At 69.0% G+C, this 22,467-nt stretch carries 19 protein-coding genes; 10 read left to right on the top strand and 9 right to left on the bottom strand.

Going from position 1 to position 22,467, the window contains the following annotated elements:
• Positions 1–55: 55 nt before the first annotated feature.
• Positions 56–919: a helix-turn-helix domain-containing protein gene (locus tag OO69_RS05890; RefSeq protein ID WP_078652307.1), complete on the bottom strand. Its 864-nt coding sequence runs from the start codon at positions 917–919 to the stop codon at positions 56–58.
• Positions 920–1,005: 86 nt separating this feature from the next.
• Positions 1,006–1,839, bottom strand: coding sequence for a helix-turn-helix domain-containing protein (locus OO69_RS05885; RefSeq protein WP_033279328.1), 834 nt, complete (start codon positions 1,837–1,839; stop codon positions 1,006–1,008).
• A 93-nt stretch (positions 1,840–1,932) separates the two neighbouring features.
• Between OO69_RS05885 and OO69_RS05880 the strand changes: the two genes are divergently transcribed.
• The 3 genes from OO69_RS05880 (at position 1,933) to OO69_RS05870 (ending at position 4,163) form a co-directional block, all read left to right on the top strand.
• Positions 1,933–2,961, top strand: coding sequence for an ADP-ribosylglycohydrolase family protein (locus OO69_RS05880; RefSeq protein WP_234444358.1), 1,029 nt, complete (start codon positions 1,933–1,935; stop codon positions 2,959–2,961).
• A gap of 100 nt (positions 2,962–3,061) precedes the next feature.
• On the top strand, positions 3,062–3,367 hold the full coding sequence (locus OO69_RS05875; protein ID WP_033279327.1) for a 4a-hydroxytetrahydrobiopterin dehydratase: 306 nt from the start codon (positions 3,062–3,064) through the stop codon (positions 3,365–3,367).
• Between the two features lie 46 nt (positions 3,368–3,413).
• Complete coding sequence (locus OO69_RS05870; RefSeq protein WP_033279326.1) at positions 3,414–4,163, top strand: class I SAM-dependent methyltransferase; 750 nt, start codon at positions 3,414–3,416, stop codon at positions 4,161–4,163.
• Here OO69_RS05870 and OO69_RS05865 read toward each other — a convergent pair.
• Both OO69_RS05865 and OO69_RS05860 read right to left on the bottom strand, forming a co-directional pair.
• Positions 4,141–4,608: a hypothetical protein gene (locus OO69_RS05865; RefSeq protein ID WP_033279325.1), complete on the bottom strand. Its 468-nt coding sequence runs from the start codon at positions 4,606–4,608 to the stop codon at positions 4,141–4,143. The genes OO69_RS05870 and OO69_RS05865 overlap by 23 nt on opposite strands.
• The gene (locus tag OO69_RS05860) at positions 4,605–5,084 is read right to left on the bottom strand and encodes a hypothetical protein (protein WP_033279324.1); all 480 of its coding nucleotides are present in this window, start codon (positions 5,082–5,084) and stop codon (positions 4,605–4,607) included. The genes OO69_RS05865 and OO69_RS05860 overlap by 4 nt, the downstream gene beginning before the upstream one ends.
• A 39-nt stretch (positions 5,085–5,123) precedes the next feature.
• On the opposite strand from OO69_RS05860, the gene OO69_RS05855 reads away from it, so the two are divergent.
• Entirely contained in the window at positions 5,124–6,086 is a 963-nt protein-coding gene (locus OO69_RS05855) for a helix-turn-helix transcriptional regulator (RefSeq protein WP_033279323.1), read from the top strand.
• 17 nt (positions 6,087–6,103) lie between these two features.
• On the opposite strand, the gene OO69_RS05850 is transcribed toward OO69_RS05855, so the two are convergent.
• Positions 6,104–8,767: a cellulose binding domain-containing protein gene (locus OO69_RS05850; protein ID WP_033279322.1), complete on the bottom strand. Its 2,664-nt coding sequence runs from the start codon at positions 8,765–8,767 to the stop codon at positions 6,104–6,106.
• Between the two features lie 251 nt (positions 8,768–9,018).
• Positions 9,019–11,937, bottom strand: coding sequence for a glycoside hydrolase family 48 protein (locus tag OO69_RS05845; RefSeq protein ID WP_033279321.1), 2,919 nt, complete (start codon positions 11,935–11,937; stop codon positions 9,019–9,021).
• 298 nt (positions 11,938–12,235) lie between these two features.
• Between OO69_RS05845 and OO69_RS05840 the strand changes: the two genes are divergently transcribed.
• Entirely contained in the window at positions 12,236–13,696 is a 1,461-nt protein-coding gene (locus OO69_RS05840; RefSeq protein WP_234444347.1) for a cellulase family glycosylhydrolase, read from the top strand.
• Positions 13,697–13,761: 65 nt separating this feature from the next.
• Complete coding sequence (locus OO69_RS05835) at positions 13,762–15,474, top strand: glycoside hydrolase family 6 protein (RefSeq protein ID WP_033279320.1); 1,713 nt, start codon at positions 13,762–13,764, stop codon at positions 15,472–15,474.
• 76 nt (positions 15,475–15,550) lie between these two features.
• On the opposite strand, the gene OO69_RS05830 is transcribed toward OO69_RS05835, so the two are convergent.
• Complete coding sequence (locus OO69_RS05830) at positions 15,551–16,336, bottom strand: phytanoyl-CoA dioxygenase family protein (protein ID WP_051800792.1); 786 nt, start codon at positions 16,334–16,336, stop codon at positions 15,551–15,553.
• 124 nt (positions 16,337–16,460) lie between these two features.
• On the opposite strand from OO69_RS05830, the gene OO69_RS05825 reads away from it, so the two are divergent.
• On the top strand, positions 16,461–17,393 hold the full coding sequence (locus OO69_RS05825) for a class I SAM-dependent methyltransferase (protein ID WP_033279573.1): 933 nt from the start codon (positions 16,461–16,463) through the stop codon (positions 17,391–17,393).
• 101 nt (positions 17,394–17,494) lie between these two features.
• A complete protein-coding gene (locus OO69_RS05820) occupies positions 17,495–18,199 on the top strand; it encodes an SDR family oxidoreductase (RefSeq protein ID WP_033279318.1) in 705 nt (234 codons plus the stop codon).
• Between the two features lie 56 nt (positions 18,200–18,255).
• On the opposite strand, the gene OO69_RS05815 is transcribed toward OO69_RS05820, so the two are convergent.
• Together OO69_RS05815 and OO69_RS05810 are read right to left on the bottom strand one after the other, a co-directional pair.
• Entirely contained in the window at positions 18,256–18,948 is a 693-nt protein-coding gene (locus OO69_RS05815; RefSeq protein ID WP_078652306.1) for a glycoside hydrolase family 75 protein, read from the bottom strand.
• Between the two features lie 211 nt (positions 18,949–19,159).
• Positions 19,160–19,996, bottom strand: coding sequence for an aldo/keto reductase (locus OO69_RS05810; protein ID WP_033279316.1), 837 nt, complete (start codon positions 19,994–19,996; stop codon positions 19,160–19,162).
• 496 nt (positions 19,997–20,492) lie between these two features.
• Between OO69_RS05810 and OO69_RS05805 the strand changes: the two genes are divergently transcribed.
• On the top strand, positions 20,493–21,668 hold the full coding sequence (locus OO69_RS05805) for a glycoside hydrolase family 88/105 protein (RefSeq protein ID WP_033279315.1): 1,176 nt from the start codon (positions 20,493–20,495) through the stop codon (positions 21,666–21,668).
• A gap of 4 nt (positions 21,669–21,672) precedes the next feature.
• A complete protein-coding gene (locus OO69_RS05800) occupies positions 21,673–22,461 on the top strand; it encodes a hypothetical protein (protein ID WP_033279314.1) in 789 nt (262 codons plus the stop codon).
• Positions 22,462–22,467 lie beyond the last annotated feature (6 nt).

Genomic DNA, 22,467 nt, shown 5'->3' with positions numbered 1-22,467 from the left:
TCGGGAGTTCGCGTGTTTGTGCCCGGGCCGTGCTCAGGAGGTGCTCGGAACGTGTTCAGAAGGTCTCGCGGTAGTCCCGCAGGATCTTCTTGGTGCGCTGTGCGGACGCGGCGTGCGCCGTCATGTGGTCGAGGACCTCCAGATGCGCGGAGACCTCCGTACGGGAGTCCAGGTACAGGGCGCCGGTCAGGTACTCGGTGAACACCATGTCGGGCAGCTCCGGTTCGGTGAAACGGAACAGCGAGAAGGGGGCGTAGGTCCCCGGGTGCGGACCGTTCTCGAACTCGGCGACCTGGAGCGTGATCCGGTCACGTTCGCCGAACTCCAGGAGTCTGTCGAGCTGTTCGCGCATGACCTCGCCGCGCATGCTCACCGGCCGGCGCAGCACGGTCTCGTCCATGATGACCCACAGGTGCGGCGGATTGTCCCGTTCCAACAGCCCCTGCCGCGCCATCCGCAGCGACACATGCCGCTCGATGGTCTCGGGACCGGTCTGCCCGATCGTCCCGGCCTCCAGCACGGCGCGCGCGTAGTCCTCGGTCTGCAACAGGCCGGGCACGAAGTGCGGTTCGTACGAACGGATCAGCCCGGCGGCGCCCTCCAGGCTCACGTACAGGCTGAACCACTCCGGCAGCACGTCGTGGAACCGCTGCCACCAGCCCGGCTGGTTCGCCTCCTCGGTGAGCGCGACGAACGCGTCAGTCTCCTCCTCGGACACCCCGTACGTCGTCAACAGCACCTGGACGTACGGCACTTTGAGCGCGACCTCGGCCATCTCCATCCGCCGTACGGTCGCCGGGGCCACCCGCAGGACCTGCGCGGCCTCCTCACGCTTGATGCCGGCCGCCTCACGCAGCTCCTGCAGCCTTCTGCCCAGCACCACTTGACCCACCGTGGGCGCGGGCCGCCGTTCACTCACAGCCACGCCTCCCCATACGCGCCGAAGTCTGGGGGCAGTGTGCCATGTTCCGGCCACTCTCTCAGCGGTTCGGAGGTGATCATCCGTCAGTCTCCCAGCGCGTGCAGGTACTTGGCGGTCGCCGGGTCGGCCGGGAGGAAGGTCTCGATCGCCAGCTCCGAGACCGTCACGTCCATGGGTGTGTTGAACGTGGCGATCGAGGAGACGAAGGACAGCACCCGGCCGTCGTGCCCGATCCGCATCGGCAGCGCGAAGTGCGGGACGGGCGGGGGGTGTTCGGCTCCGTCGTCGGCCGTCTCGGGCGCCGGGTACGCCCTGACCTCCTCGTACAGCGCCCGCAGCGGCTCGGAGCGGTGCAGCGCGATCTGCCGTTCCATCTGTGCGAGGAGATGCCCGCGCCACTCACGCAGATTCCGGATGCGCGGTGCCATGCCCTGCGGGTGGAGCGTCAACCGCATCGCGTTGAGCGGGGGTTGGAGGAGGAACTCCGGTACGCCGTCCAGGAGCATGGTGATGCCCCGGTTCGCCGCGACGACGGTGTACGTCGCGTCGACCACCAGCGCGGGATACGGCTCATAGCCCTGAATCAGCCGCTCCAGACCCTCGCGCAACGCGTCCAACGCCGGGTCGTCCAACGGGGTCTCCGGATAGCGCGGGGCGTAACCGGCCGCCAGGAGAAGGGAGTTGCGCTCCCGCACCGGCACGTCCAGGTGCTCGGCGAGGCGCAGCACCATCTCCTCGCTCGGCCGCGACCGCCCCGTCTCGACGAAGCTGATGTGCCGCGCCGAGGAGTCGGCCCGCAACGCCAGCTCCAGCTGACTGACCCGCCGCCGCTCCCGCCAGGCACGCAGCAGCGGGCCGACACCCCTGCCGGCCGGGGCGGCGTCAGCGGCGTCGGTGCGGGTCGGGACAATGGTCATACACACGACCGTAGTCGAAGGAGCACGCACGTGAACGAGTCGAGGATCCCCTCCGGGCAGGCCGCCGGGAACTCTCTGGGGGAGGCCACGGCGATGTACCGGTCCAGAGTCCGCGGCTGCCTCCTCGGCGGCGCGGTCGGCGACGCCCTCGGCTACCCGATCGAGTTCGCCTCCCTCGACCGCATCCGCGCGAGCCACGGACAGCGCGGGGTGACCGGGTACGCGCCCGGCGCGCACGGCGCCCTGGGCCTGATCAGCGACGACACCCAGATGACCCTGTTCACCGTCGAGGCGCTCACCACGGCCCACGCGCGGGAACGGGAGAAGGGCATCGGCGGCGCCTGGTCCACGCTGCTGCGCGAGGCGTACGAACGCTGGCTGGAGACCCAGTCCAAGCCGGCCCCGGGCGACAGCGCCACGTCCGGCCTGCTCGCCCAGCCCTGGCTGTACTCCCGCCGCGCCCCCGGCAACGCCTGCCTGTCCGGGGTCGCCCAGATGTACGCGCCCGACCCATGGCTCCCCCTCGACGGCAAGCCCGGCCGCGTCAACCCCGACTCCAAGGGCTGCGGCACGGTGATGCGCTCGGCCCCCTTCGGCCTGGTCGACACCGCCGACGGTGCCTTCGCGATGGCGGCCCGCGGCGCCCAGATCACCCACGGCCACCCCACCGGCTACTACGCGGCGGGCGCGTTCGCCGCCATCGTCGCGCACCTGGTCGCCGGGGACTCCCTCGAAGGCTCGGTCCTGCGCGCGCTACGACTCCTGGAGCGCCACCCCGGCCACGAGGAGACCTCGGCCGCCCTCCACCAGGCCCTCGACCTGGCCGCCGAGGGCTCGCCCACCGCCGAGAAGGTCGAGACTCTCGGCGCGGGCTGGGTCGCGGAGGAGGCCCTGGCGATCGGCGTCTACAGCGCGCTCGTGGCGAGCGACGTGCGGGCCGCGCTGCTCCTCGCCGTCAACCACTCCGGCGACAGCGACTCCACCGGCTCCATCTGCGGCAACCTCCTCGGCGCCCGCTACGGCGACCACGGCCTGCCGCACGACTGGGTCCAGCAGGTCGAGGGCCGCGCCACGATCGCCGTCCTCGCGGACGACCTCGCGGCGGAGTGCGTACCGGGCTGACCGCCGGGCACCCGTCTGACCAGGGACGCGACCACCTGCCCGGGGCGCGCGGCCTGTGGCACGCTGAACAGAGACCCGACCTCGAGGAAGGAGCGCGGCCATGCCCGTCGCCCCGCTGTCGCAGAAGGAGATCGAGGACCGCCTCGCGGAACTCCCCGGCTGGTCCGTCGACACCGACCGCCTCACCCGCGCGTACCGCCTCGCCTCCCACTTCGCGGCCACCGCGATGGTCGTCCACATCGCCCAGGTCCAGGAGGAACTCGACCACCACTCCGACCTGACCCTCGGCTACAACACCGTCACCCTCACCGTGAACACCCACAGCGTCGGCGGCGCGATCACCGAGCTGGACTTCCAACTGGCGCGCAGGGTCGAGGACTTGGCCCCGGGACACGGCGCGAGCTGAGCGGAGGCCGAAGAGGGGAGACGGGGAGAGACGGGGGCAGAGGCGCGTGCTCGACTACGACAAGGAAGCCGACGCGTACGACGCGACCCGCGGCGGTGAGCCCCGCGCCGCCGCGGCCGCCGAAGCGGTACTGGGCCTCGTCCCGCAGACCGCCCGGACCCTCCTGGACGTGGCCTGCGGCACCGGCATCGTCACCCGCCGCCTGGCCGCGGCCCGCCCCGGCCTCCGGGTGACGGGCCTCGACGCCGCACCCGCGATGACCCGCACGGCGGCAGCCCGGCTGCCCGGTGCGATCGTCCTCGCGGACAGCCGCCGACTCCCGTTCCCGGACGGGGTGTTCGACACGGTGACGACCGTATGGCTGCTGCACCTGGTGGACGGCCCGCAGGACGCCAGGGCGATCATCGCGGAGTGCGCGCGGGTGCTCCGCCCCGGCGGCGTGTACATCACGACGGTCGACAAGGCCGCCGCCCACGACGTCGGCAGCGACATCGACGCCGTCCTGGCACCCCGCCCACGCCGCCCCGCCCAGGACAGCGCCGACCACGTCCGGACCTACGCCGCCGAACACGGCCTCCACCCGGCGGGCACCGCCCGCTTCCGGGGCCACGGCCAGGGCCGCAGCCCCAGCAGCACGAGGGCGGACCTGCGACGCGGCTGGTTCACGATGCTGCCACCCGGCGAACCGCTGACCGAACGGTTCGCGGGGGAGCTGGAGTCGCTGCCGGACCAGGAACGGCCGCGCGCCGACCCCCAGTTCACGATCCTGGCCTTCAGGAAGCCGTCGGCCGGGTGAAGTCCATCGTCCAGTTGGTCACCCAGTTCGCCCCGTCGTCCACCGAGAACGCCTGCTCCCACCGGGCGCCGCTCGCGGAGACCCCCGACCACACGAACCGCACCCGCACGTCCTTCCCGTCGTGCGTGTCGTCGCCGTAGAACTCGCCCCGGCCGTCTTCGAACCGCCCGGTCACCGGAGGGAACAGCTTCCCCGTGCCGCTCGACGACCAGTTCAGGGACCACAGTCGGGTGTCCTGGTCGAAGAGCCGCAGGGTCAGCCCCTTCGACCCCAGGTACGGCATGTCGATCTCGTCGACGTTGGCGGCGCCGTCGAAGAACGGCAGGCAACGGCTCGTGCCCGCGAACTCCTCCCAGCCGCTGCCGGGTTGGAGGAAGTCGGTGAGCCGGCGGTTCGCGACCTCCCACGCGCCGTGCAGGAAGTCGAAGTCGTGCGGGCTGCTCATGCGCGGTCTCCCGTGGTTCCGGCGGGCAGGGAATCGGCCAAGTAGGCGTCGAGGTCCGGCACTTCGGGCGCGAGCAAGTGCCGTACCCAGGCGTCCCGTTCGTGCAGGATCGGCGGCAGCTCCCAGACACAGCCGATCCACGGCAGGTCGGGAGTGACGAAGTGGGCCGGGTCGAGGTCCGGGCAGCCCAGCGCCGGCTGACCCGCCGACGCGCCCCGGAAGTGCAGGACGTTGTCCCACACCCAGCTGTACGCGTTCAGGTAGGCACCGTCGTCACCGCCCCGGTGCAGCACGACGAACGTGGCCGGCGGAGTGCCGTCCGGCTCCGGCAGCAGCTCCGGCAGGATCGCGTACGCCGCCTCCTCCACCTCGGGTGCGATGCCCTCGGGGTCGGCGGTGACGTGGTAGCGCTTGATGTGCCGCCCGGCCACCTCGATCGGCGGTGGCACGGTCAGCAGTTTCTCCGTGAAGGGCATGGCGGGACGTTAGGACGGCTTCACTGACATCCTGTGTCAGTGAAGTCCAGCCGACTCGTCTCGATCCTCCTGCTGCTCCAGACCCGCGGCCGGATGACCGCCGCCCAGCTCGCCGAGGCACTGGAGGTCTCGGTGCGCACGGTCTACCGGGACGTCGAGGCCCTGAGCGCGGCGGGCGTCCCGCTGTACGGCGACGCGGGCCACGTCGGCGGCTACCGCCTCCTCGACGGCTACCGCACCCGCCTGACCGGTCTCTCCGCGGACGAGGCTGAGGCCCTGTTCCTCGCGGGCGCACCGGGACCGGCCGCCGAACTGGGCCTCGGCCCGGTGCTCGCCGCCGCCCAGCTGAAGGTGCGCGCGGCTCTGCCGACCGAGCTGAGGGAGCACGCCGACCGGATCAGCGGCCGGTTCCACCTGGACGCGCCGGGCTGGTACGCGGACGCCGACGAGACACCGTTCCTGCATACAGTCGCCGATGCCGTATGGAACAACCGTGTCCTGTATGCCGTATACCGACGCTGGCGCGAGCCGACCGACGTGGAGCGCCGACTGGAGCCGTACGGCCTCGTGCTGAAGGCGGGCCGCTGGTACGTCGTCGCCGGCCCCGGACCGCGTACCTTCCGCGTCGACCAGATCCTCGAACTCACCCCCTCCGCCTCCGGCGAGGAGTTCACCCGCCCGGAGGACTTCGACCTGGCCGCGTACTGGACGGCCCACCAACGGGACTTCCACGACCGCCTGTACCGGAACGAGGCGGTGGTGCGGCTGGCGCCGGGGGTGACGCTCGCCCGTGCGGTGCCCGTCAACGGGCAGACGGAGCAGGACGGTTGGACCCTGATGTCGGTGCCGATCGAGTCCGTCGAGCACGCGCACGGCGAGTTCCTGCGCCTGGGCACCGACATCGAGATCCTGTCACCGCCCGAACTGCGCGACCGCATCGCCCACACGGTGGCCGAACTGACCAGGAGATACGGCAACTTGCTTACCGGAGGCGGCAACTGAGGGCAAGCACCCTGTGTTCAGGCGACCGCGCAGCTCTGATCGCCCACCTTGAACGCGCCCGGCTTCGAGTTCACCCCCGACCAGCTCCCCGTGAACCCGAACCCCACCGAAGACCCCGCCGCCACCGTGCCGTTCCAGCTCACGTTCTTCGCCGTCACCGCCGCGCCCGACTGGGTCCAGTCGGCGTTCCACAGCTGCCCGATCTGCTGCCCGTCGGCGAAGGACCAGCCAAGTGCCCAGCCGTTCCAGGCGGTTGAGCCGGTGTTCGTCAGCTGCACGTCGGCCTGGAAGCCGCCCGCCCACTGGTTCGTGATCTTGTACGTGACCGTGCAGGCGCCGGTCGGCGTCGGATCGGTACCGCCACCACCCCCGCTCCCTCCGTCGCCGGCGGCGGAGGAGTCGCCGTAGACGATCCCGCGCCCGTTCGTCGACACGTACACCCGCCCGTACACCCTCGGGTCACCGGTGATGGCCGCACCCGTCCAACCCCATTGATGCGCGTCGTCGTTGATCCGCGTCCAGGTCGCGCCCTTGTCGGTCGAGCGGAAGACGCCGCGTACGCCGCCGATCTTCGCGCTGGTGTAGAGCGTCTGGTACGAGGCACCGGTCGCCGCCTTGCCGAAGCCGATGGTGTCGGCCTGGTCGACGTTCGCGAGCTTGGTGAAGCCGGCACCGGAGTCTGCGGAGTGCCACAGCCCGTACGCCCCGTCGCTCGCCCCGCCCGCCAGCCACACGTCACCCTTCGTGCCGGGCAGCGCCTTGAACCGCACGCTGTCACCGCTGGGCAGACCGGTCGCCGCCGACGTGGTGAAGGTCGCCCCGCCGTCCGAACTGACGTAGAAATGCCCGGACTTGAAGCCATAGAAGGTCTTCGCGTCCACCCGGTCCGACTCAACGATCGCGCCCGCCGGGATACCGCTGGACGCGGCCCAGGACGAGCCGAAGCCCGTCGTGTACTGCACACCCGCACCGGCCGGACTCCACACGAACCGACTCCCGTCGGCCGCCGCGGCCACCGTCCCCCCACCGCTCACGCCCGAGGGATCCGTCCCCGCGAACCAGTTGGCGCCGTTGTCCGTCGAGAACGCGATGTGCGCCCCCGAGTCCACATTGCCCACCCGCACCACGGTGTTGGGGTTGGCCTCCGCGAAGTCGAGGCTGGTGGTCGTCGTGAACGAAGGCGAAGTGAACATCATCGAGGGGACCTTGGTCAGATCCGTGTGCCGGAACCCGCCGATGTCGCCCAGCGCGCTGAGGAGTTGGGCCCCGCCGGACGGGGGAGCGGCGAGGTCGTTGACGGCCGTCTCCTCCAGCCCCTGCACCATCGGCTTCACGGTGAACTGGCCGCCGCTGTCCCAGTTGGTCAGGTTCTCCGTGCCGTAGAGCGTCGCCCCCGTCCCGTACATCATCCGGTTCGAGTTGAACGGGTCGATCTCCAGCGACTCGGTCATCCAGCCCAGTTTCGGGGCCTGTTCGGGCGGCGACGGGTTCGCGCCGAAGGTCAGCCAGGGCGAGGACGACACGTCCATGGTGTAGCGGTTCGCACGGTTGGGATACGACGTGTAGTCCCACGCCTTCGTCCAGGTGCCGCCGCTGTCCGTGGAGCGGAAGATCTGCGTGTCGGGCCACCAGGAGCTGTACGCCGTCGCCATCACGGTCCCGGGATGCTGCCGGTCGACGGTCAACCCGCTGAAGCCGTAGTAGGTGTCGGCCTCGGCGACGGGGCTGATGTTGGTCCAGGCGCCGGTAGCGGTGGCATACCGCCACAACTGCCCCTTGCCGCCGTCGTACGGGCCGCCCTTGTCGCTGTATGCGATGTACAGATAACCGTTGACCGCATCCAGTACACCCTTGTGCGCCAGATATCCGGTGGGCTGCCCGGCCACCCGCGACCAGGTGGCCCCCGCGTCCGTCGACCGGTACACGGCGTTGGCCTGGTCGGCCACCCCGACATAGATCGTCTTCGTCGCGCTGCCGGCCGTCCCCGTCGACTCGTCGAAGGTGACCCAGACGATGCCCTGGTTGTCGTTGGCGTACCCGCTTGTGTCGGTCGGATCCTGCACGTAGTTACCGACGTTGGGGAAGTTCGTCACCTGCGACCAGGTGACCCCGGAGTCCGTGGACCGCCACAGCCCCTTCCCACTCGGCGCCCCCAGATACAACACGCTGTCCTTGTTGGGATCCACGGCCAACCGCTCACCCATACCGCGCCCCGGCATGTTCCCACCGAGCTTGAACGGCAGGTCGGTCTTCTCCCAACTCCCGCCCCGATCACCGGACCTGAGCACGGCCCCGTTCGTCGGATCCCAACTGTTCGTGTACGTACCGACAGCCGCGTACACCTTGTCCGGGTCGACGGAGTCCGACGCCAGACTCACCACCCCGGTATGCCCCCACTCGTCCCACCCGACGGAGTCCAGCAACGGCGTCCAGGTCTTCGTCGACTCCTGCCAGCGATAGGCCCCGCCGATGTCGGTCCGGGCGTAGGCGAGGTTCTTCTCTTTCCGGTTGAAGACGATGCCGGGCACGAACCCGCCCCCGTCGATCCGGGCGTTGTGCCATGTGTACGTGTCGGCCGCGAGCGTCGCCCTGGGTGCGTTCGCGGCGAGGGCGGACGGACTACCCGCCAACAGCCCGGCGGCGAGGGCGAGTACGGCCGTGAGAATTCGGGTTCTTCGCACGGGAGGTCCTCTCACGAAGAGGGATTCAAGACACGAGCGCCGGGCGACCCCCAGTGCGGGTGGGGGCCGCCCGGCCGGTAGGCCCCGCCGTCAGGTGACGGGGCCACGCACACGGAACTTCGGGGCACTCTCCGAGAAACGCCGCTGTCCAACGCCCTGTCTTTTGCTTTTAGGGGCGCGGGGAACTGCGCGACCAGCCACAACGGCCCCGCAGTCAAAGAACGACCCAACCCGCGGAGCACCCGGCGGGGCTATTCGAGAAGCTCCGCATACGACCCCATGGCCAAGGCGACATCCGCCTGAGCCCAGAACCGGTGATACGTGAAGACAGGCGCAGCCCCACCCGCCAGATAACTCTGGATCTTCGACCAAGCCGGATCGTTCTTGTAGAACGACCTCAACGAGGCAAACGTAGAAGCGGAGTTGACCGCGTCCCCGTTCGGCATCGTCCCGCTGAACCCACTCGGCACATACACACTGTCGTCGAACCGGTTGTAGTCCGCGCGAGTCTCCGGAACGGCAACCCCCAGACTGTCCTGGTAGTTGCCCCACATCCCGTCGAGCAGCGCCTTCGCGGTCGTCTTCGCCGCCGCGTTACCGGACTTCGCGCCGTAGTACGTCAGCGTCTTGGCATACGCGGCAGCCACACCCACGTCATTGGTGTAGTCGGCCACGGTGACATGAAGTCCCGCATTGGCCCCGGGACTTGACGCGTTCCACGTGTCCGGCTGCCCCGACCACTGCAACGTCGAGGGAATCAGATACGTCCCGTCCGGATTGACTGTGGTCTTGGACAACGCCCAGGCCACCCACTTGTCGAGAACCGCCTTCGCGCTCGCGTTCCCCGTCTGCTGGTAGTACTCGGCGACCCGCTCCATCGACCACGCCTGGAACCCGAACCACTGATTGGACGGCGGGTCGTGATACACGGGCTGCTGGTCGTAGTACATGCCGTAGAACGTCGACGTCCCGGCCGGCGGACTCGCGTACCGACCCTGCCAACTGTTCGTCGCCCCACCGGCGATGGCTCCCTCACTCGACTGCAGCCAGCGGTAGAACTCCAGCTGCCGCGACAGCGAGGTACCCCAATCCGCCGCGCCTGTAGTGGACTTGGGCTTCAGATCGGCATACGAGCTCAACGCATAAGCTGCCAGAGGGTTTTGATAACCCCCGTGCACATGGCTGGACCCGATACGCCAGGCCCACCCCGCACTGGTGTCATTGGCGCCGCCCCACGCGTAGTACCAGGACAGCAGATAGTCCGACGCGTCCTTGCCGGTCCCGGCCGGGCAGGTGGACGGGCCGACGCAGTTGCCGATTTTCTTGAAGTACTTGTCGTACATGGCGTAGCGCAGATAGTCGCCCATCTTCGCCGCCTTGCCGACGGTCGTGGAGACGTCGGAGCCCTTGCCCTGCTCCTTCGCCCACACGTCGGCCCAGTACGCGGCCTGCACGGCCCGCGCGTCGGCGTCCGGCGCGTCGGTGTACTTCCACTGCTTGGCGTACGAGGAGTCACCGGTGAAGAGGTCCAAGTACCCGTTCGTACCGCCGTACTTGAAGGCGTCGCAGGTCGGCTGCGGCACCGTCTCCCACACCGACTCCTGCGGTCCGCGCTGGAAGGTGTTGATGTACGACGGCCCGCTCGCCGTCGGCCCCGCCTCGCACCCGCCGCCCGGCGTGTCACCGTAGCCGTAGGTGTTGTCGACGTCCTCCAGCCAGTGCATACCGTAGACATCGTCCGTACCGTATGCAGTTTTCAGTTCACCGGCGATCGGATCCGATCCCACCGGCACCGAGGTGTCGAGCTTCGCCGGATACTCGTTCGGGGTGTCCAGCTCGGGCGCGTAGGTCGCCGGCTTCGAGGCGTTGTAGAAGGAGTTGGTCGGCTGGTCGGCGTGGGTCGGGATCATGTACTTCTCCATGAGAGCCCAGGCACCGTTGAACTTGGACCAGTCGCCGGTCACCTTGCCGTACATCGCCTGCAGCCACAGCAGATAGCTGTACGCCTCCGACGTGGTCTCGTGCCCCTGGTCCGGCGCCTCGACGATCAGGGTCTCCACCGAGTGGTAGGGGATGCCCTGGGGCGAGAAGTAGCCGTTCGCCGGGTTGGTGATCTTGCCGTACAGGTCCAGGAAGCGGGCGTCGTACGCGTTCGCCGCCGCCAGCTCCGTCACCGTGACCGTCGCCTTGGTGAACCCTGTCGCCGTCGACTCGAAGGACGCCGAACCGGTGCCCGACGCGTCGGCCGTGAGGGTCACCGTCTGCGCGGTGTTCCAGTTCGACGGCGTGAAGGTGAGCGACGCGCCGCCGGTGACCGACAGCCCCGTGTTGCCGCTCGCGCGAGCCGTCGTCACCGTCACGTTCGACGCCGGCTGCGAGGACAGCGACACCGCGTAGGTGCCCGTCTTGCCCTGCTGGACGCCGAGTTGGGCCGGTGAGGCCACCACCGCGGGCCCCGACGCCACCGTGATGCCGACCGGGGTCGACTCCCCGGACGCGCCCAGACTGTCGTAGGCCTTCGCCACCAGTGAGTGACTGCCCACGGTCAACCCAGAGGCCGAAAGGGAGTACGGCGAGCTCGTGTCCGTGCCGAGCAGCGTGGTGTCGTCGTAGAACTCCACCTTGCTGATCGTCGCGTTGTCGGCTGCCGCCGCGGTCGCCGCGAGCGGGACCGCGGCCCCCTGCGTGTAGATCGCGCCCGCGCTCGGGCTGGTCAGCACGGTGATCGGCGGCTGGTGCGCGCCGGCGCAGGTCGTGCCGTTGACCGCGAACGAGGTGGGCGCGGCGTTGGTGCCGCTGTAGCTGAACTGCGCGCCGGTCGAGACGGCCGCGCCCGCGGCGATCGTCCCGTTGTACGACGCGTTCGTCACCGAGATCGTGGAACCGGACTGGGACCAGGTGCCGTTCCAGCCGTTGCTGAGCTTCTGGTTGCCGGCGTAGGCGTACGTCAGGGTCCAGCCGTTGATCGCGTCCGTACCCCGGTTGGTGAGGGTCAGATCCGCGGTGAAGCCGGAGCCCCAGTCGTTCGTCTTGTAGTCCACGCTGCACTGAACTGTCGCCGCCTGAGCGGGAGTTGTGCCCGTCGCGAGCATCGAGACGGGAAGTGCGAGGGCCGCCACGACAGCGGTCCACAGTCGCCGCGTCAAACGGCGTCTCCTTCTGGGGTGCATGTGCTGGTTCCTCCTTGCGGCTCGGAGGGGTGGGGGCGGAGCAGCAACAAGCCTTGAACCAGTGGGAGCGCTCCCATCGTGGGGACGGGGGTGTGAGCCGTCAAGGTGCTTACGGAGTCGAAAAGATTCGACGGGCCCGGGTTGAGGGAAAGTCAGCGAAAGTCTGTGACTCCCCTGTCCTTTACCGTCACTTGGCGCTACCTTCCTGGACACCAGTGGGAGCGATTCCGTCAGTCGACGCGTCCGTGCGACGTGCCCGAGCTGCAAGGAGTCGCTCATGCGACACCCCCCGCGTTCAATGCTTTTAGCCGTCGCCGGCGCGACCGCCCTTGTCGGGGCATTGGTCGTTCCGGTCGTCACGGCGTCCGGTGCCACTCCCGCGTGCACGGTGGAGTACTCGGTCACCAGCCAGTGGGACACCGGCTTCCAGGGTTCAGTGCGGATCACCAACAACATGGCACCGGTGAGCAGTTGGAGCCTGAGCTTCGACTTCGCCAGCGGCCAGAAGGTCACCCAGGGCTGGAACGCCAAGTGGTCCCAGTCCGGCACGACGGTCACCGCGACCAACGAGAGCTGGAACGGCGCGCTCGGCACCGGCGCGAGCGTCAGCGCCGGGTTCCTCGCCAACTGGTCGGGGAGCAACGCCGTACCGTCCGCGTTCAAGCTCAACGGGACGACCTGCAACGTCGATTCGGAGCCGACACCGCCCACGTCGCCGCCTCCGACCTCACCGCCGACCGGCGGCACCGCACCCGCACTGCACGTCTCCGGGAACAAGCTCGTGGACGCCGACGGCACCAACCGCCGTCTGCTCGGCGTCAATCGGTCCGGCGGCGAGTTCATGTGCGTGCAGGGCTACGGCATTTGGGACGGCCCCGTGGACGACGCGGCCGTCGCGGCGATCGCCGACTGGAAGGCGAACACGGTCCGCATTCCGCTCAACGAGGAGTGCTGGCTGGGGCTTTCGAACATCAAGCCCGAGTACGCGGGCGCCAACTACATCGCCGCCGTCAAGGACCTGGTGGCGAAGGTCGAGGCGCACGGCATGACCCCGATCGTCGAACTGCACTGGACCTACGGCCAGTACACCGGCAACTCGACGGGCTGCTCCGACGTGCACGCCACCTGCCAGAAGCCGATGCCGGACGCGCAGTACACCCCGTCGTTCTGGTCCTCGGTCGCCAGCACCTTCAAGGGTGACCAGGCCGTCGCGTTCGACCTGTTCAACGAGCCCTTCCCGGACCGCGCCACCTCCACGACCACCCAGGCGTGGCAGTGCTGGCGCGACGGCGGCACCTGCCCCGGCATCGGGTACGAGGTCGCCGGTATGCAGGATCTCGTCGACGCCGTACGGTCCACCGGCGCCACGAACGTGATCATGGCCGGCGGGCTCGCGTACTCGAACGACCTGAGCCAGTGGCTGGCCTACAAGCCCACCGATCCGACCGGCAATCTCGTCGCCGCGTACCACGTGTACAACTTCAACACCTGCGCGACCGAGAGCTGCTGGAACTCCACACTCGCCCCCGTCGCGGCCCAAGTGCCGCTGGTGGCAGGGGAGATCGGCGAGAACACCTGCTCGCACGCCTTCGTCGACCAGGTCATGAAGTGGTTCGACGACCGCGGGCTCTCGTATCTCGGCTGGACCTGGAACACCTGGGACTGTTCCGCGGGTCCGTCACTGATCTCCGACTACGCCGGTACGCCCACCGCGTACGGCATCGGGCTGCGCGACCATCTGCGCGCCCTCAACGGATAGGCGCCCTGGACCGATCCAACAGCACCCGCAACCACCTTCCTTCACAGACAAGGAAACCCGCACTCATGAGCCGTACCAGAACAGCGTTGCTCGCTGCCTTGGTGCTCGTCGCCGGGGCCTCGGGGACGGCGGTCGCCGCCGCACCCTCGGCGGAGACCGGCATCGCCGCGATCCCGTGCAGCGTCGACTACAAGGTGCAGAACCAGTGGGACACCGGCTTCACCGCCGCCGTCACGATCACCAACAACGGGGCCGCCAAGTCGAGTTGGGCCGCGAAGTGGTCGTACGCCGGTAACCAGAAGATCACCAGCGGCTGGAACGCGAAGATCAGCCAGAGCGGGACCGCCGTCACGGCGGCCAACGAGACCTACAACGGGAGCCTGGGGACCGGGAGTTCGGTCAGCTTCGGCTTCAACGCCTCCTACAGCGGCACCAACGCGCTGCCGACCACCTTCACCCTCGACGGTGTGACCTGCAACGTCGACGACGGCAGTGGTGGGGGAGGCGGTGGCGGTACCGATCCCGGCACGCGCGTCGACAACCCGTACGCGGGCGCCAAGGTGTACGTGAACCCGGAGTGGTCCGCGAAGGCCGCGGCCGAGACCGGCGGCAGCCGGGTCTCCAACCAGCCCACCGGCGTCTGGCTGGACCGCATCGCCGCCATCAACGGCGTCAACGGCGGGATGGGCCTGCGCGCCCACCTCGACGCGGCGCTCGCCCAGAAGGGCACCGGCGAAGAGGTCGTCCAGCTCGTCGTCTACGACCTGCCCGGGCGCGACTGCGCGGCCCTGGCCTCGAACGGTGAGCTCGGCCCGACCGAGATCGGCCGCTACGAGACCGAGTTCATCGACCCGATCGCCGCGATCCTCGCCGACAGCAAGTACGCCTCGCTGCGGATCGTCACCACGATCGAGATCGACTCGCTGCCCAACCTCGTGACCAACACCGGCAGCAAGGCCACTGCCACCCCGCAGTGCGACACGATGCTCGCCAACGGCAACTACGTGAAGGGCGTCGGCTACGCGCTGAACAAGCTCGGCGCGATCCCCAACGTCTACAACTACATCGACGCCGGACACCACGGCTGGCTCGGCTGGGACGACAACTTCGCCCCCTCCGCGAACCTCTTCTACCAGGCCGCGAACGCCGAGGGCGCGACCGTGAACGACGTGGCCGGCTTCATCACCAACACGGCCAACTACAGCGCCCTGAAGGAGAACAACTTCACCATCAACGACAGCGTCAACGGTGTCTCCGTGCGGCAGTCCAAGTGGGTCGACTGGAACCGCTACGTGGACGAGCAGTCGTACGCCCAGGCGTTCCGCAGTGAGTTGGTGTCCGTGGGCTTCAACTCCGGTATCGGCATGCTGATCGACACGTCGCGGAACGGGTGGGGTGGTTCTGCTCGGCCGACCGGTCCGGGTGCAACCACCAGTGTGGACACGTACGTTGACGGTGGGCGCTACGACCGGCGGATCCAGGTCGGGAACTGGTGCAACCAGTCCGGTGCGGGTCTGGGTGAGCGGCCGCAGGCTGCTCCTGCCGCCGGGATCGACGCGTATGTGTGGATGAAGCCGCCGGGGGAGTCGGACGGGTCCAGCACCGCCATCGCCAACGACGAGGGCAAGGGGTTTGACCGGATGTGCGACCCGACGTATACGGGGAATGCGCGTAACGGGAACAACCTGTCGGGTGCGTTGCCGAATGCGCCGTTGTCCGGGCACTGGTTCTCGGCGCAGTTCCAGCAGCTGATGGCGAATGCGTATCCGCCTCTGTAGGGCTGATTTTTGACTGACGGCCGGTGGGGGCCGGTCGCGCAGTTCCCCGCGCCCCTAAAGACACGGGGCGTGGGGGTCAGACCTTGTTGGACAGGGCCTGGCGGATCGCGAACTCCACGACCGAATAGTTGCCGTTGGACCGGTCCAGGTCGTACGGGGCCGCCGGAAGCAGCGGCGGTTGGCCCATGAAGCGGGGGCGGGTGCCGTGATGTGGCTGGGCCGCGTGGACCAGGAAGGGGTGGCATAGGTAGACGTCACCGGGCTGACCGGTGGCGTACGCGAGGGGGCGCCCGGCGGATGCCTCGGCCACCTTCGGGCCGAGGGTGAGCGACGAGGCGCCCTTCTCGCCGTACGGTTCCAGGACACGCGGGACGTCGAGGTGGGAGCCGACCCGGATGCGGGTCGGCGCGTTCTCCTCGGTGACCTCGGTGTAGAGCATCAGCATCAGCAGGGCCCGGCCGCGTGAGGCCAGGTTCGCGTACGGCCACTCGTTCTCCGCGCCCTCCGCGACGTAGCTGCCCTCGATGTGCCAGCCGGCGTCGTCCGGCTCCGTGGCGTGCGGGAAGCGCAGCGGGAAACTGCCCACCGAGTACCGGGACTGCCAGCGGCCGGCGCCCACCAGGAGGTCGAACGCCTCATGCAGGGCAGGGGAGTTGACCGAGGCGGCGAACGGTCCCTGGGCCATGTCGCTCACCCACACCACCGGGTCCTTCCAGGTGCCGGGGTCGTCGGGGTCGTAGCCCGTCTCCTGCCAGAGCAGCCGCGCGCAGTGCTCGGCGACCCGTGGTGGGAAGGCGCCCTCGATCTTCACGAACCCGTCTTCGAGGAAGCGTTCCACCATCACGTCGGCCGTGTCGTCCATACGGGCATGCTCGGCGACGGACGCCCTGTTCCGCACCTCGTTTTTTGCCGCTTCGGCAACGCGAGTGGCCGCCGGACGGTGCGTCGGCGCAGGCTGGCGGCACGCGGACGAGAGGGTGACCACCATGGCGCACGAGCACAAGCACGACCACGGGCCTGATCACGACCACGGGCATGACCAGAAGCCCGGCGGGGATCGCCACCACCACGACCACACCGACCTCGACTGGGCCGTCATGGGTCCGATGTTGGAGACCCAGGCGGAACTGTTCGCGCCGCTGTACGAGCGGGCGATGGCGTGGCTCGCGAAGGAGCGGACCGATCCGGGGCTGATCGTCGACGTGGGCAGCGGACCCGGGGTGGTCGCGTGTCTGTTCGCGGAGACGTTCCCGGGTGCCCGGGTCGTCGCGGTGGACTTCTCCGAGCCGCTCCTGGAACGGGCCAACGCCCGGGCCGACCGGCTGGGCTTCGGCGACCGCTTCGGCACGCTGACCGGTGAACTGCCCGAGGTTCTGGGGCAGTTGGAGTACCCGGCCGACCTCATGTGGGCCGGCCGCAGCCTGCACCACCTCGGTGACCAGCGGGCCGGTCTCGGCGCGTTCGCGGAGCGGCTCGCACCCGGCGGCACCCTCGCGATCATGGAGGGCGGCCTGCCCTCCCGGTTCCTGCCGCGCGACTTCGGCATCGGGCGCCCGGGCCTGGAGGCGCGGATCGACGCGATCGAGGCCGAGTGGTTCGCGCAGATGCGCGCCGACCTCCCCGGCGCCGTCACCGAGACCGAGGACTGGCCCGCACTCCTGGAGTCGGCCGGCCTCAAGCACACCGGCAGCCGCAGCTTCCTCCTCGACCTGCCCGCCCCGGCCCCCGACCGCGTCCGCGCCTACGCCGCGACCTGGCTGACCCGGGTGCGTGACACCTACGGCGAGGCCCTCGACGCCGACGACCGGGCCACCCTCGACCGGCTCGTCGACCCGGAGGACCCGGCGAGCGTGCACCGGCGCGCCGACGTGTTCGTGCTCGCCACGCACACCGTGCACAGGGCGGTGCGGGCCGAGTGAACGGGCCCGTGATCTCGGCGGCTTGACTTCGAGCCTGCTCAAGGTGATGAACTGCCCCTCCGACTGCGCGGAGTTCACCGACCCACGGGGGGACCACCACCATGAACGACAACTCTCACGTCGCGCTCATAACCGGCGGCGGCAGCGGTATCGGCGCTGCCGTCGCCCGTCAACTCCTCGGCGCCGGGGGCCGGGTGGCCGTCACCGGCCGCAGCGAGCAGCGCCTGTACGACTTCGCCGCCCAACTGGGCCACCCCGAGGGCCTGTTGACCATTCCCGGGAGCGCCGCCGAGTACGGCGAGGTGCAGGCCGCCGTAGAGGCGACGCTCAAACAGTTCGGGCGGCTCGACGCGGTCGTCGCCAACGCCGGTGTCGCCACGCACGATTCGGTCGCCGAGGGCGACCCGGCCGGGTGGACCGAGATGGTGCTGACCAACGTCCTCGGTCCCGCCCTGCTGATCCGCGCGTCCGTCGACGCGCTGAAGCAGACGCACGGCCGGATCGTGCTGATCGGCAGCGTCGCGGGGTTCGTGCACACCCCCGGCAACATCTACGGCGCGACCAAGTGGGCGATGACCGGGCTCGCGGAGAACACCCGGCGCGAGGTCACGGAGTTCGGCATCGGCGTGACGCTGGTCGCCCCGGGCCGGGTGGAGACCCCGTTCTGGGACGGCAACGGCAGCCTGCCGCCCGGCCATCTCCTCACCGCCGACCAGATCGCCGACACGATCCTCTGGTCGATCCGCCAGCCCGCCGGCGTCGACATCAACACCGTCGTCGTCCGGCCGATCGGGCAGCCCAACTGACAAACGCATGGGGCCTGTTGTCGCTACGGACAGCGGCAACAGGCCCCATCCGCACGTCAGTTGTTCGCCAGGAACTGCTTCGCCAGCTGGTCGCCCAGCGACACCGCCGCGCTGTGGCTCTCGATGGGGGAGACCGTCGAGTTCTTGAACAGGATGTACGTCACGCCGGAGTCGGCGCCGCCCGTCGCCGGGTCGGGGTCGATGCCGAGGGCGCTGGCCGTGGCGTACGAGGCCTCGCCGATGATGTTGGTGGGGCCGGTGTCGCCGACGACCGCGTACTCGACCTTGTTGTTGTAGATGACGGCGACCACGCCGCCGCCCTTGATGCCGTAGCTGGAGTACTTCCAGATGCTGCTGGAGCTGGGCACCACGATGTACGGGAGTGAATCCGCCTTCAGCGGCTGGCCGTTGGACTGGTGGAACGCCGTGTCGTCCTGGTACCAGGGGTCGGCGTTCTCGTTGCACTTCGAGGTGCGCTGGCCGTCGCAGTCGATGTCCATGTCGGCCTTCCAGAACACGGCGCCGTTCTTGCCGCAGACCGGGATGGTGGCCGAAGTCTCGTCGTCCGTACGGTACTTGCCGTTCGATATCTGCGAGCAGGACGTCACCTTGGAGAGCAGGTCGGCCGCGCTGACCGAGCCCTCCTGCGCCGACTTGGGGGTGGCGCCGGAGGCACTCGCGGGGAGCACTCCGGCGGCGAGCAGGGCGGCAGCCGAGGCCGCGGCGAGGGTCAGTGTTCGCATGCGCACTGTGGGGGACCCTTCTGTTAGGAAAGTTTCCTTACCGGGTGCGCAACAAGGTGGCCCCGACGGCATGCCCGCGTCAAGACCCTGGTACGAACCAAGTGGGCCGGCGGCACGGAGAGCGGTACGGAAAGCCGCGGGGAAAAACGATGCGCCCCGGAGCCGACAGGCTCCGGGGCGCTCGCGCTACCTGGGGTTCAGGCCAAGTGCCTTGGATTCAGGCCGCGTTGAACGTCGACGGGTCGGGACCCAGGCGTCGGTCCTCGTTCAGCGCGCTGATGGCCGCGAGGTCCTCGGTGTCGAGGCTGAAGTCGAAGACCTCGATGTTCTCCTTGATCCGCGACGGCGTCACGGACTTGGGGATCACCACGTTGCCGAGCTGGATGTGCCAGCGCAGCACGACCTGGGCCGGGGTGCGGCCGTGCTTCTGGGCGATGGCGACGATCGCCGGGACCTCCAGGAGGCCCTTGCCCGAGCCGAGCGGCGACCAGGCCTCGGTCGCGATGCCCTGCTCCGCCTGGTACTCGCGCCCGGCGCGCTGCTGGAACTGCGGGTGCAGTTCGATCTGGTCGACCGCCGGGATGACCGAGGTGCCCTCGATCAGCCGGGCCAGGTGGTCGGGTTCGAAGTTGGAGACGCCGATGGCACGCACGCGGCCGTCCGCGTACAGCTTCTCGAACGCCTTGTAGCTGTCGAGGTACTTGTCCCGGGCCGGGGTCGGCCAGTGGATCAGATAGAGGTCCAGGTACTCCAGGCCGAGCTTCTCCAACGAGACGTCGAAGGCGCGCAGTGTGGCGTCGTACCCCTGGTCGCTGTTCCAGAGCTTGGTGGTGACGAAGAGGTCCTCGCGCGGGACGCCGGACGCGGCGATGGCCTTTCCGGTGCCCTCTTCGTTGCCGTAGATCGCAGCCGTGTCGATGCTGCGGTACCCGGCCTCCAGCGCCGTGGCCACCGCCCGCTCCGCCTCGTCGTCCGGCACCTGCCAGACGCCGAAGCCCAGCTGGGGCATCTCGACACCGTTGTTGAGGATGATCGGGGGGACCTTGCTGCTCACGAGCTCTCGATCCTTCAGTCGTCGGGTGGTACTCATATCGTCAACGATCACGGGCCGTGTCGCATTCCTGACTGCGAAATCCGTCCGGACTCATCGGCGGGTCGGCGCCGTCCGCTGAAGATTGGCGAGAAATGCATCCGACCTTTTTCGGTCCGGACCATTGACCGCGGACCGTCGTGCCGCAACCCTGAAACACGCCGCCGGACGCGTCCGTGAACGCGATACGTACATGTGAACGCTGGCGCCTGTTGTGACTCCGAGAACCCCCATTCCTCAGGAGAGCAGGTATGCGCACCCGACCAGAGCGCTGCCCAGGATTCCGTAGACGGTGCATCGTATGCCAGAGACATCGGATGAAAAGGTGTGGTGAAGGCCTCGTCGCCCATGGGCGCGCACGGCATGCGGACCCGCGGCGGCGAGCGGTTGCCTCTTCGCCCAGTACCGACTGATCGGTCGGTCAATAGGCCCCGGTCGACAGACCATGAAAGGGAGGAACATGAGACGCCGACGACTGCGAACGGCCCTGACCGCGGCAGCCCTCGCCACCGCCACCCTGACCGGGGCGGCCCCGCCGCTCGAAACGGCGGTGGCGGCGAGCCGCCCGGCCGCGGCACCCGACTGGTCCGTGGCCGTGGTCGACTCCACCACGGCCCGCTACACACCGAGCACCATCGGCGGCTGGTCGTACCCGGTCGGCCTCTACCTCTACGGCCAGTACCTCACGTACGAACGCACCCACGACGCCCGCTACCTGACCTACATCAAGAGCTACGTCGACCGTTTCGTGAAGAGCGACGGCTCGATCGCCCAGTCCTTCGACAGCCTCGACAGCATGCAGGCCGGCCGTCTCCTGGTGATCCTGCACCACGAGACCGGCCAGGACCGCTACCGCAAGGCCGCCAAGAAGATCCGCGACCGCCTCGACACCTACCCGCGCACAAGCGACGGCGGCTTCTGGCACGCCGACAGCAGCAGCCGCGCCCATCAACTCTGGGCGGACGGCGTCTACATGGTGAACCCGTTCCTCGTCGAGTACGGCAAGGAGTTCGGCGACAGCGCCTACACGAACGACGAGGCGGCCAAGCAGTTGTACGTCTACGGCAGTCATCTCCAGGTCGCGAACGGCCTGTTGAGGCACGCCTACGACGAGTCGCGCACCGCGAGCTGGGCCGATCCGGTGACCGGACTCGCGCCGGAACACTGGTGCCGCGCGGTCGGCTGGTACGCGATGGCCATCACGAACGTCCTCGACGCACTCCCCGCCGACCATCCGCGACGGCCCCAACTCCTCGGCATCCTGCGCCGGTTGGCGGCCGGACTGGAGAAGTACCAGGACCCGGCGACCGGCCGCTGGTTCCAGGTCATGGACAAGGGCGCCCGCGGCGACAACTGGACCGAGACGTCCTGCTCCAGCATGTTCACCTACGCCCTCTCGCGCGGCGCCCAACAGGGCTACCTGGACCGGCACTTCGCCGACGTCGCCCGGCGCGGCTACGAGGGCGTCCTCGCGAAACTCTCGGTCGGCACCGACGGCCGCACCGACCTCACGGACATCTCCATCGGCACGAACGTCGGCGACTACGCGTACTACGTCGCCCGCACCCGGGCCACCAACGACTTCCACGGACTGGGCGCCTTCCTGATCATGAACGAACAACTGCGAGGTGATTAGTGTCATGAGCACGTCCAGAAGGGCCCTTCTCGGGGCCGCCGTGGGCGGAGCGGCCGGTGCCGCGGTGGGCCTCCCGGCCGCAGCCCCCGCGCACGCGGCCTCCTGGCAGCAGAAGTGGGCGCCGACCGCGACCGGCGACGGCCTCGGCGCCTTCGAGACCGTCGAGGACGACCGCGCCGACTCGCACCCGGCCGGACACCCGCACATCTACGCCACCGGGGACAACTGGCGCTTCAACATGCATACCGTCGACCGCGACACGTCGACCGACCGGCAGCGCCAGGAGGTCACCGGTCTGCGCACCGGCAGCAGCAGTTACCTCAAGTGGACCCAGGGGCAGACCTGGCGGATCACGTACTCGATGTACATCCCCGGCTCCCTGAAGGCGACCACGACCTTCACGCACATCATGCAGATGAAGCAGCCCGGCAACGGCACCTCGCCGATCGTCGTGCAGTCCCTGCGCCGGGTGAACGGCGTGCAGACCATCGAGCTGAACCTGCCGATCGCCGGTGTCCTGGTCGGCCGTACCGACCTCGAACCGCTCCACGACACATGGACCGACGTCGACTTCCAGATCAAGGTCGGTGACGGCACGGCCGGTTCGGTCCGCTGGATCCTCAAGTCCGGTTCCACGACCGTGATCGACAAGTCGAGGACCGGCGTCGACACCTTCCTGGCCGATCGGGTGCGCCCCAAGTGGGGCATCTACCGCTCCCTCGGCGACACCTCCGGGTCCCTGCAGGACACCTATCTCCTGCTCACCGATCTCCGCGGCTACCAGCTCGGGTGAGGAGCA

This window comes from Streptomyces sp. NRRL F-525 (genome assembly GCF_000716605.1).
In the GTDB taxonomy this organism is placed as follows: domain Bacteria; phylum Actinomycetota; class Actinomycetes; order Streptomycetales; family Streptomycetaceae; genus Streptomyces.
This window is presented reverse-complemented; position numbering and strand designations above follow the sequence as displayed.

What these genes read in the sequence shown, in the direction of transcription:
- OO69_RS05875 (WP_033279327.1), top strand. Translation starts at nt 3,062, where the DNA reads ATGCCCGTCGCCCCGCTGTCGCAGAAGGAGATCGAGGACCGCCTCGCG.
- OO69_RS05830 (WP_051800792.1), bottom strand. Translation starts at nt 16,336, where the DNA reads ATGGACGACACGGCCGACGTGATGGTGGAACGCTTCCTCGAAGACGGG.
- OO69_RS05800 (WP_033279314.1), top strand. Translation starts at nt 21,673, where the DNA reads ATGAGCACGTCCAGAAGGGCCCTTCTCGGGGCCGCCGTGGGCGGAGCG.
- OO69_RS05820 (WP_033279318.1), top strand. Translation starts at nt 17,495, where the DNA reads ATGAACGACAACTCTCACGTCGCGCTCATAACCGGCGGCGGCAGCGGT.
- OO69_RS05825 (WP_033279573.1), top strand. Translation starts at nt 16,461, where the DNA reads ATGGCGCACGAGCACAAGCACGACCACGGGCCTGATCACGACCACGGG.
- OO69_RS05845 (WP_033279321.1), bottom strand. Translation starts at nt 11,937, where the DNA reads ATGCACCCCAGAAGGAGACGCCGTTTGACGCGGCGACTGTGGACCGCT.
- OO69_RS05880 (WP_234444358.1), top strand. Translation starts at nt 1,933, where the DNA reads ATGTACCGGTCCAGAGTCCGCGGCTGCCTCCTCGGCGGCGCGGTCGGC.
- OO69_RS05835 (WP_033279320.1), top strand. Translation starts at nt 13,762, where the DNA reads ATGAGCCGTACCAGAACAGCGTTGCTCGCTGCCTTGGTGCTCGTCGCC.
- OO69_RS05865 (WP_033279325.1), bottom strand. Translation starts at nt 4,608, where the DNA reads ATGAGCAGCCCGCACGACTTCGACTTCCTGCACGGCGCGTGGGAGGTC.
- OO69_RS05860 (WP_033279324.1), bottom strand. Translation starts at nt 5,084, where the DNA reads ATGCCCTTCACGGAGAAACTGCTGACCGTGCCACCGCCGATCGAGGTG.
- OO69_RS05840 (WP_234444347.1), top strand. Translation starts at nt 12,236, where the DNA reads ATGCTTTTAGCCGTCGCCGGCGCGACCGCCCTTGTCGGGGCATTGGTC.
- OO69_RS05805 (WP_033279315.1), top strand. Translation starts at nt 20,493, where the DNA reads ATGAGACGCCGACGACTGCGAACGGCCCTGACCGCGGCAGCCCTCGCC.
- OO69_RS05885 (WP_033279328.1), bottom strand. Translation starts at nt 1,839, where the DNA reads ATGACCATTGTCCCGACCCGCACCGACGCCGCTGACGCCGCCCCGGCC.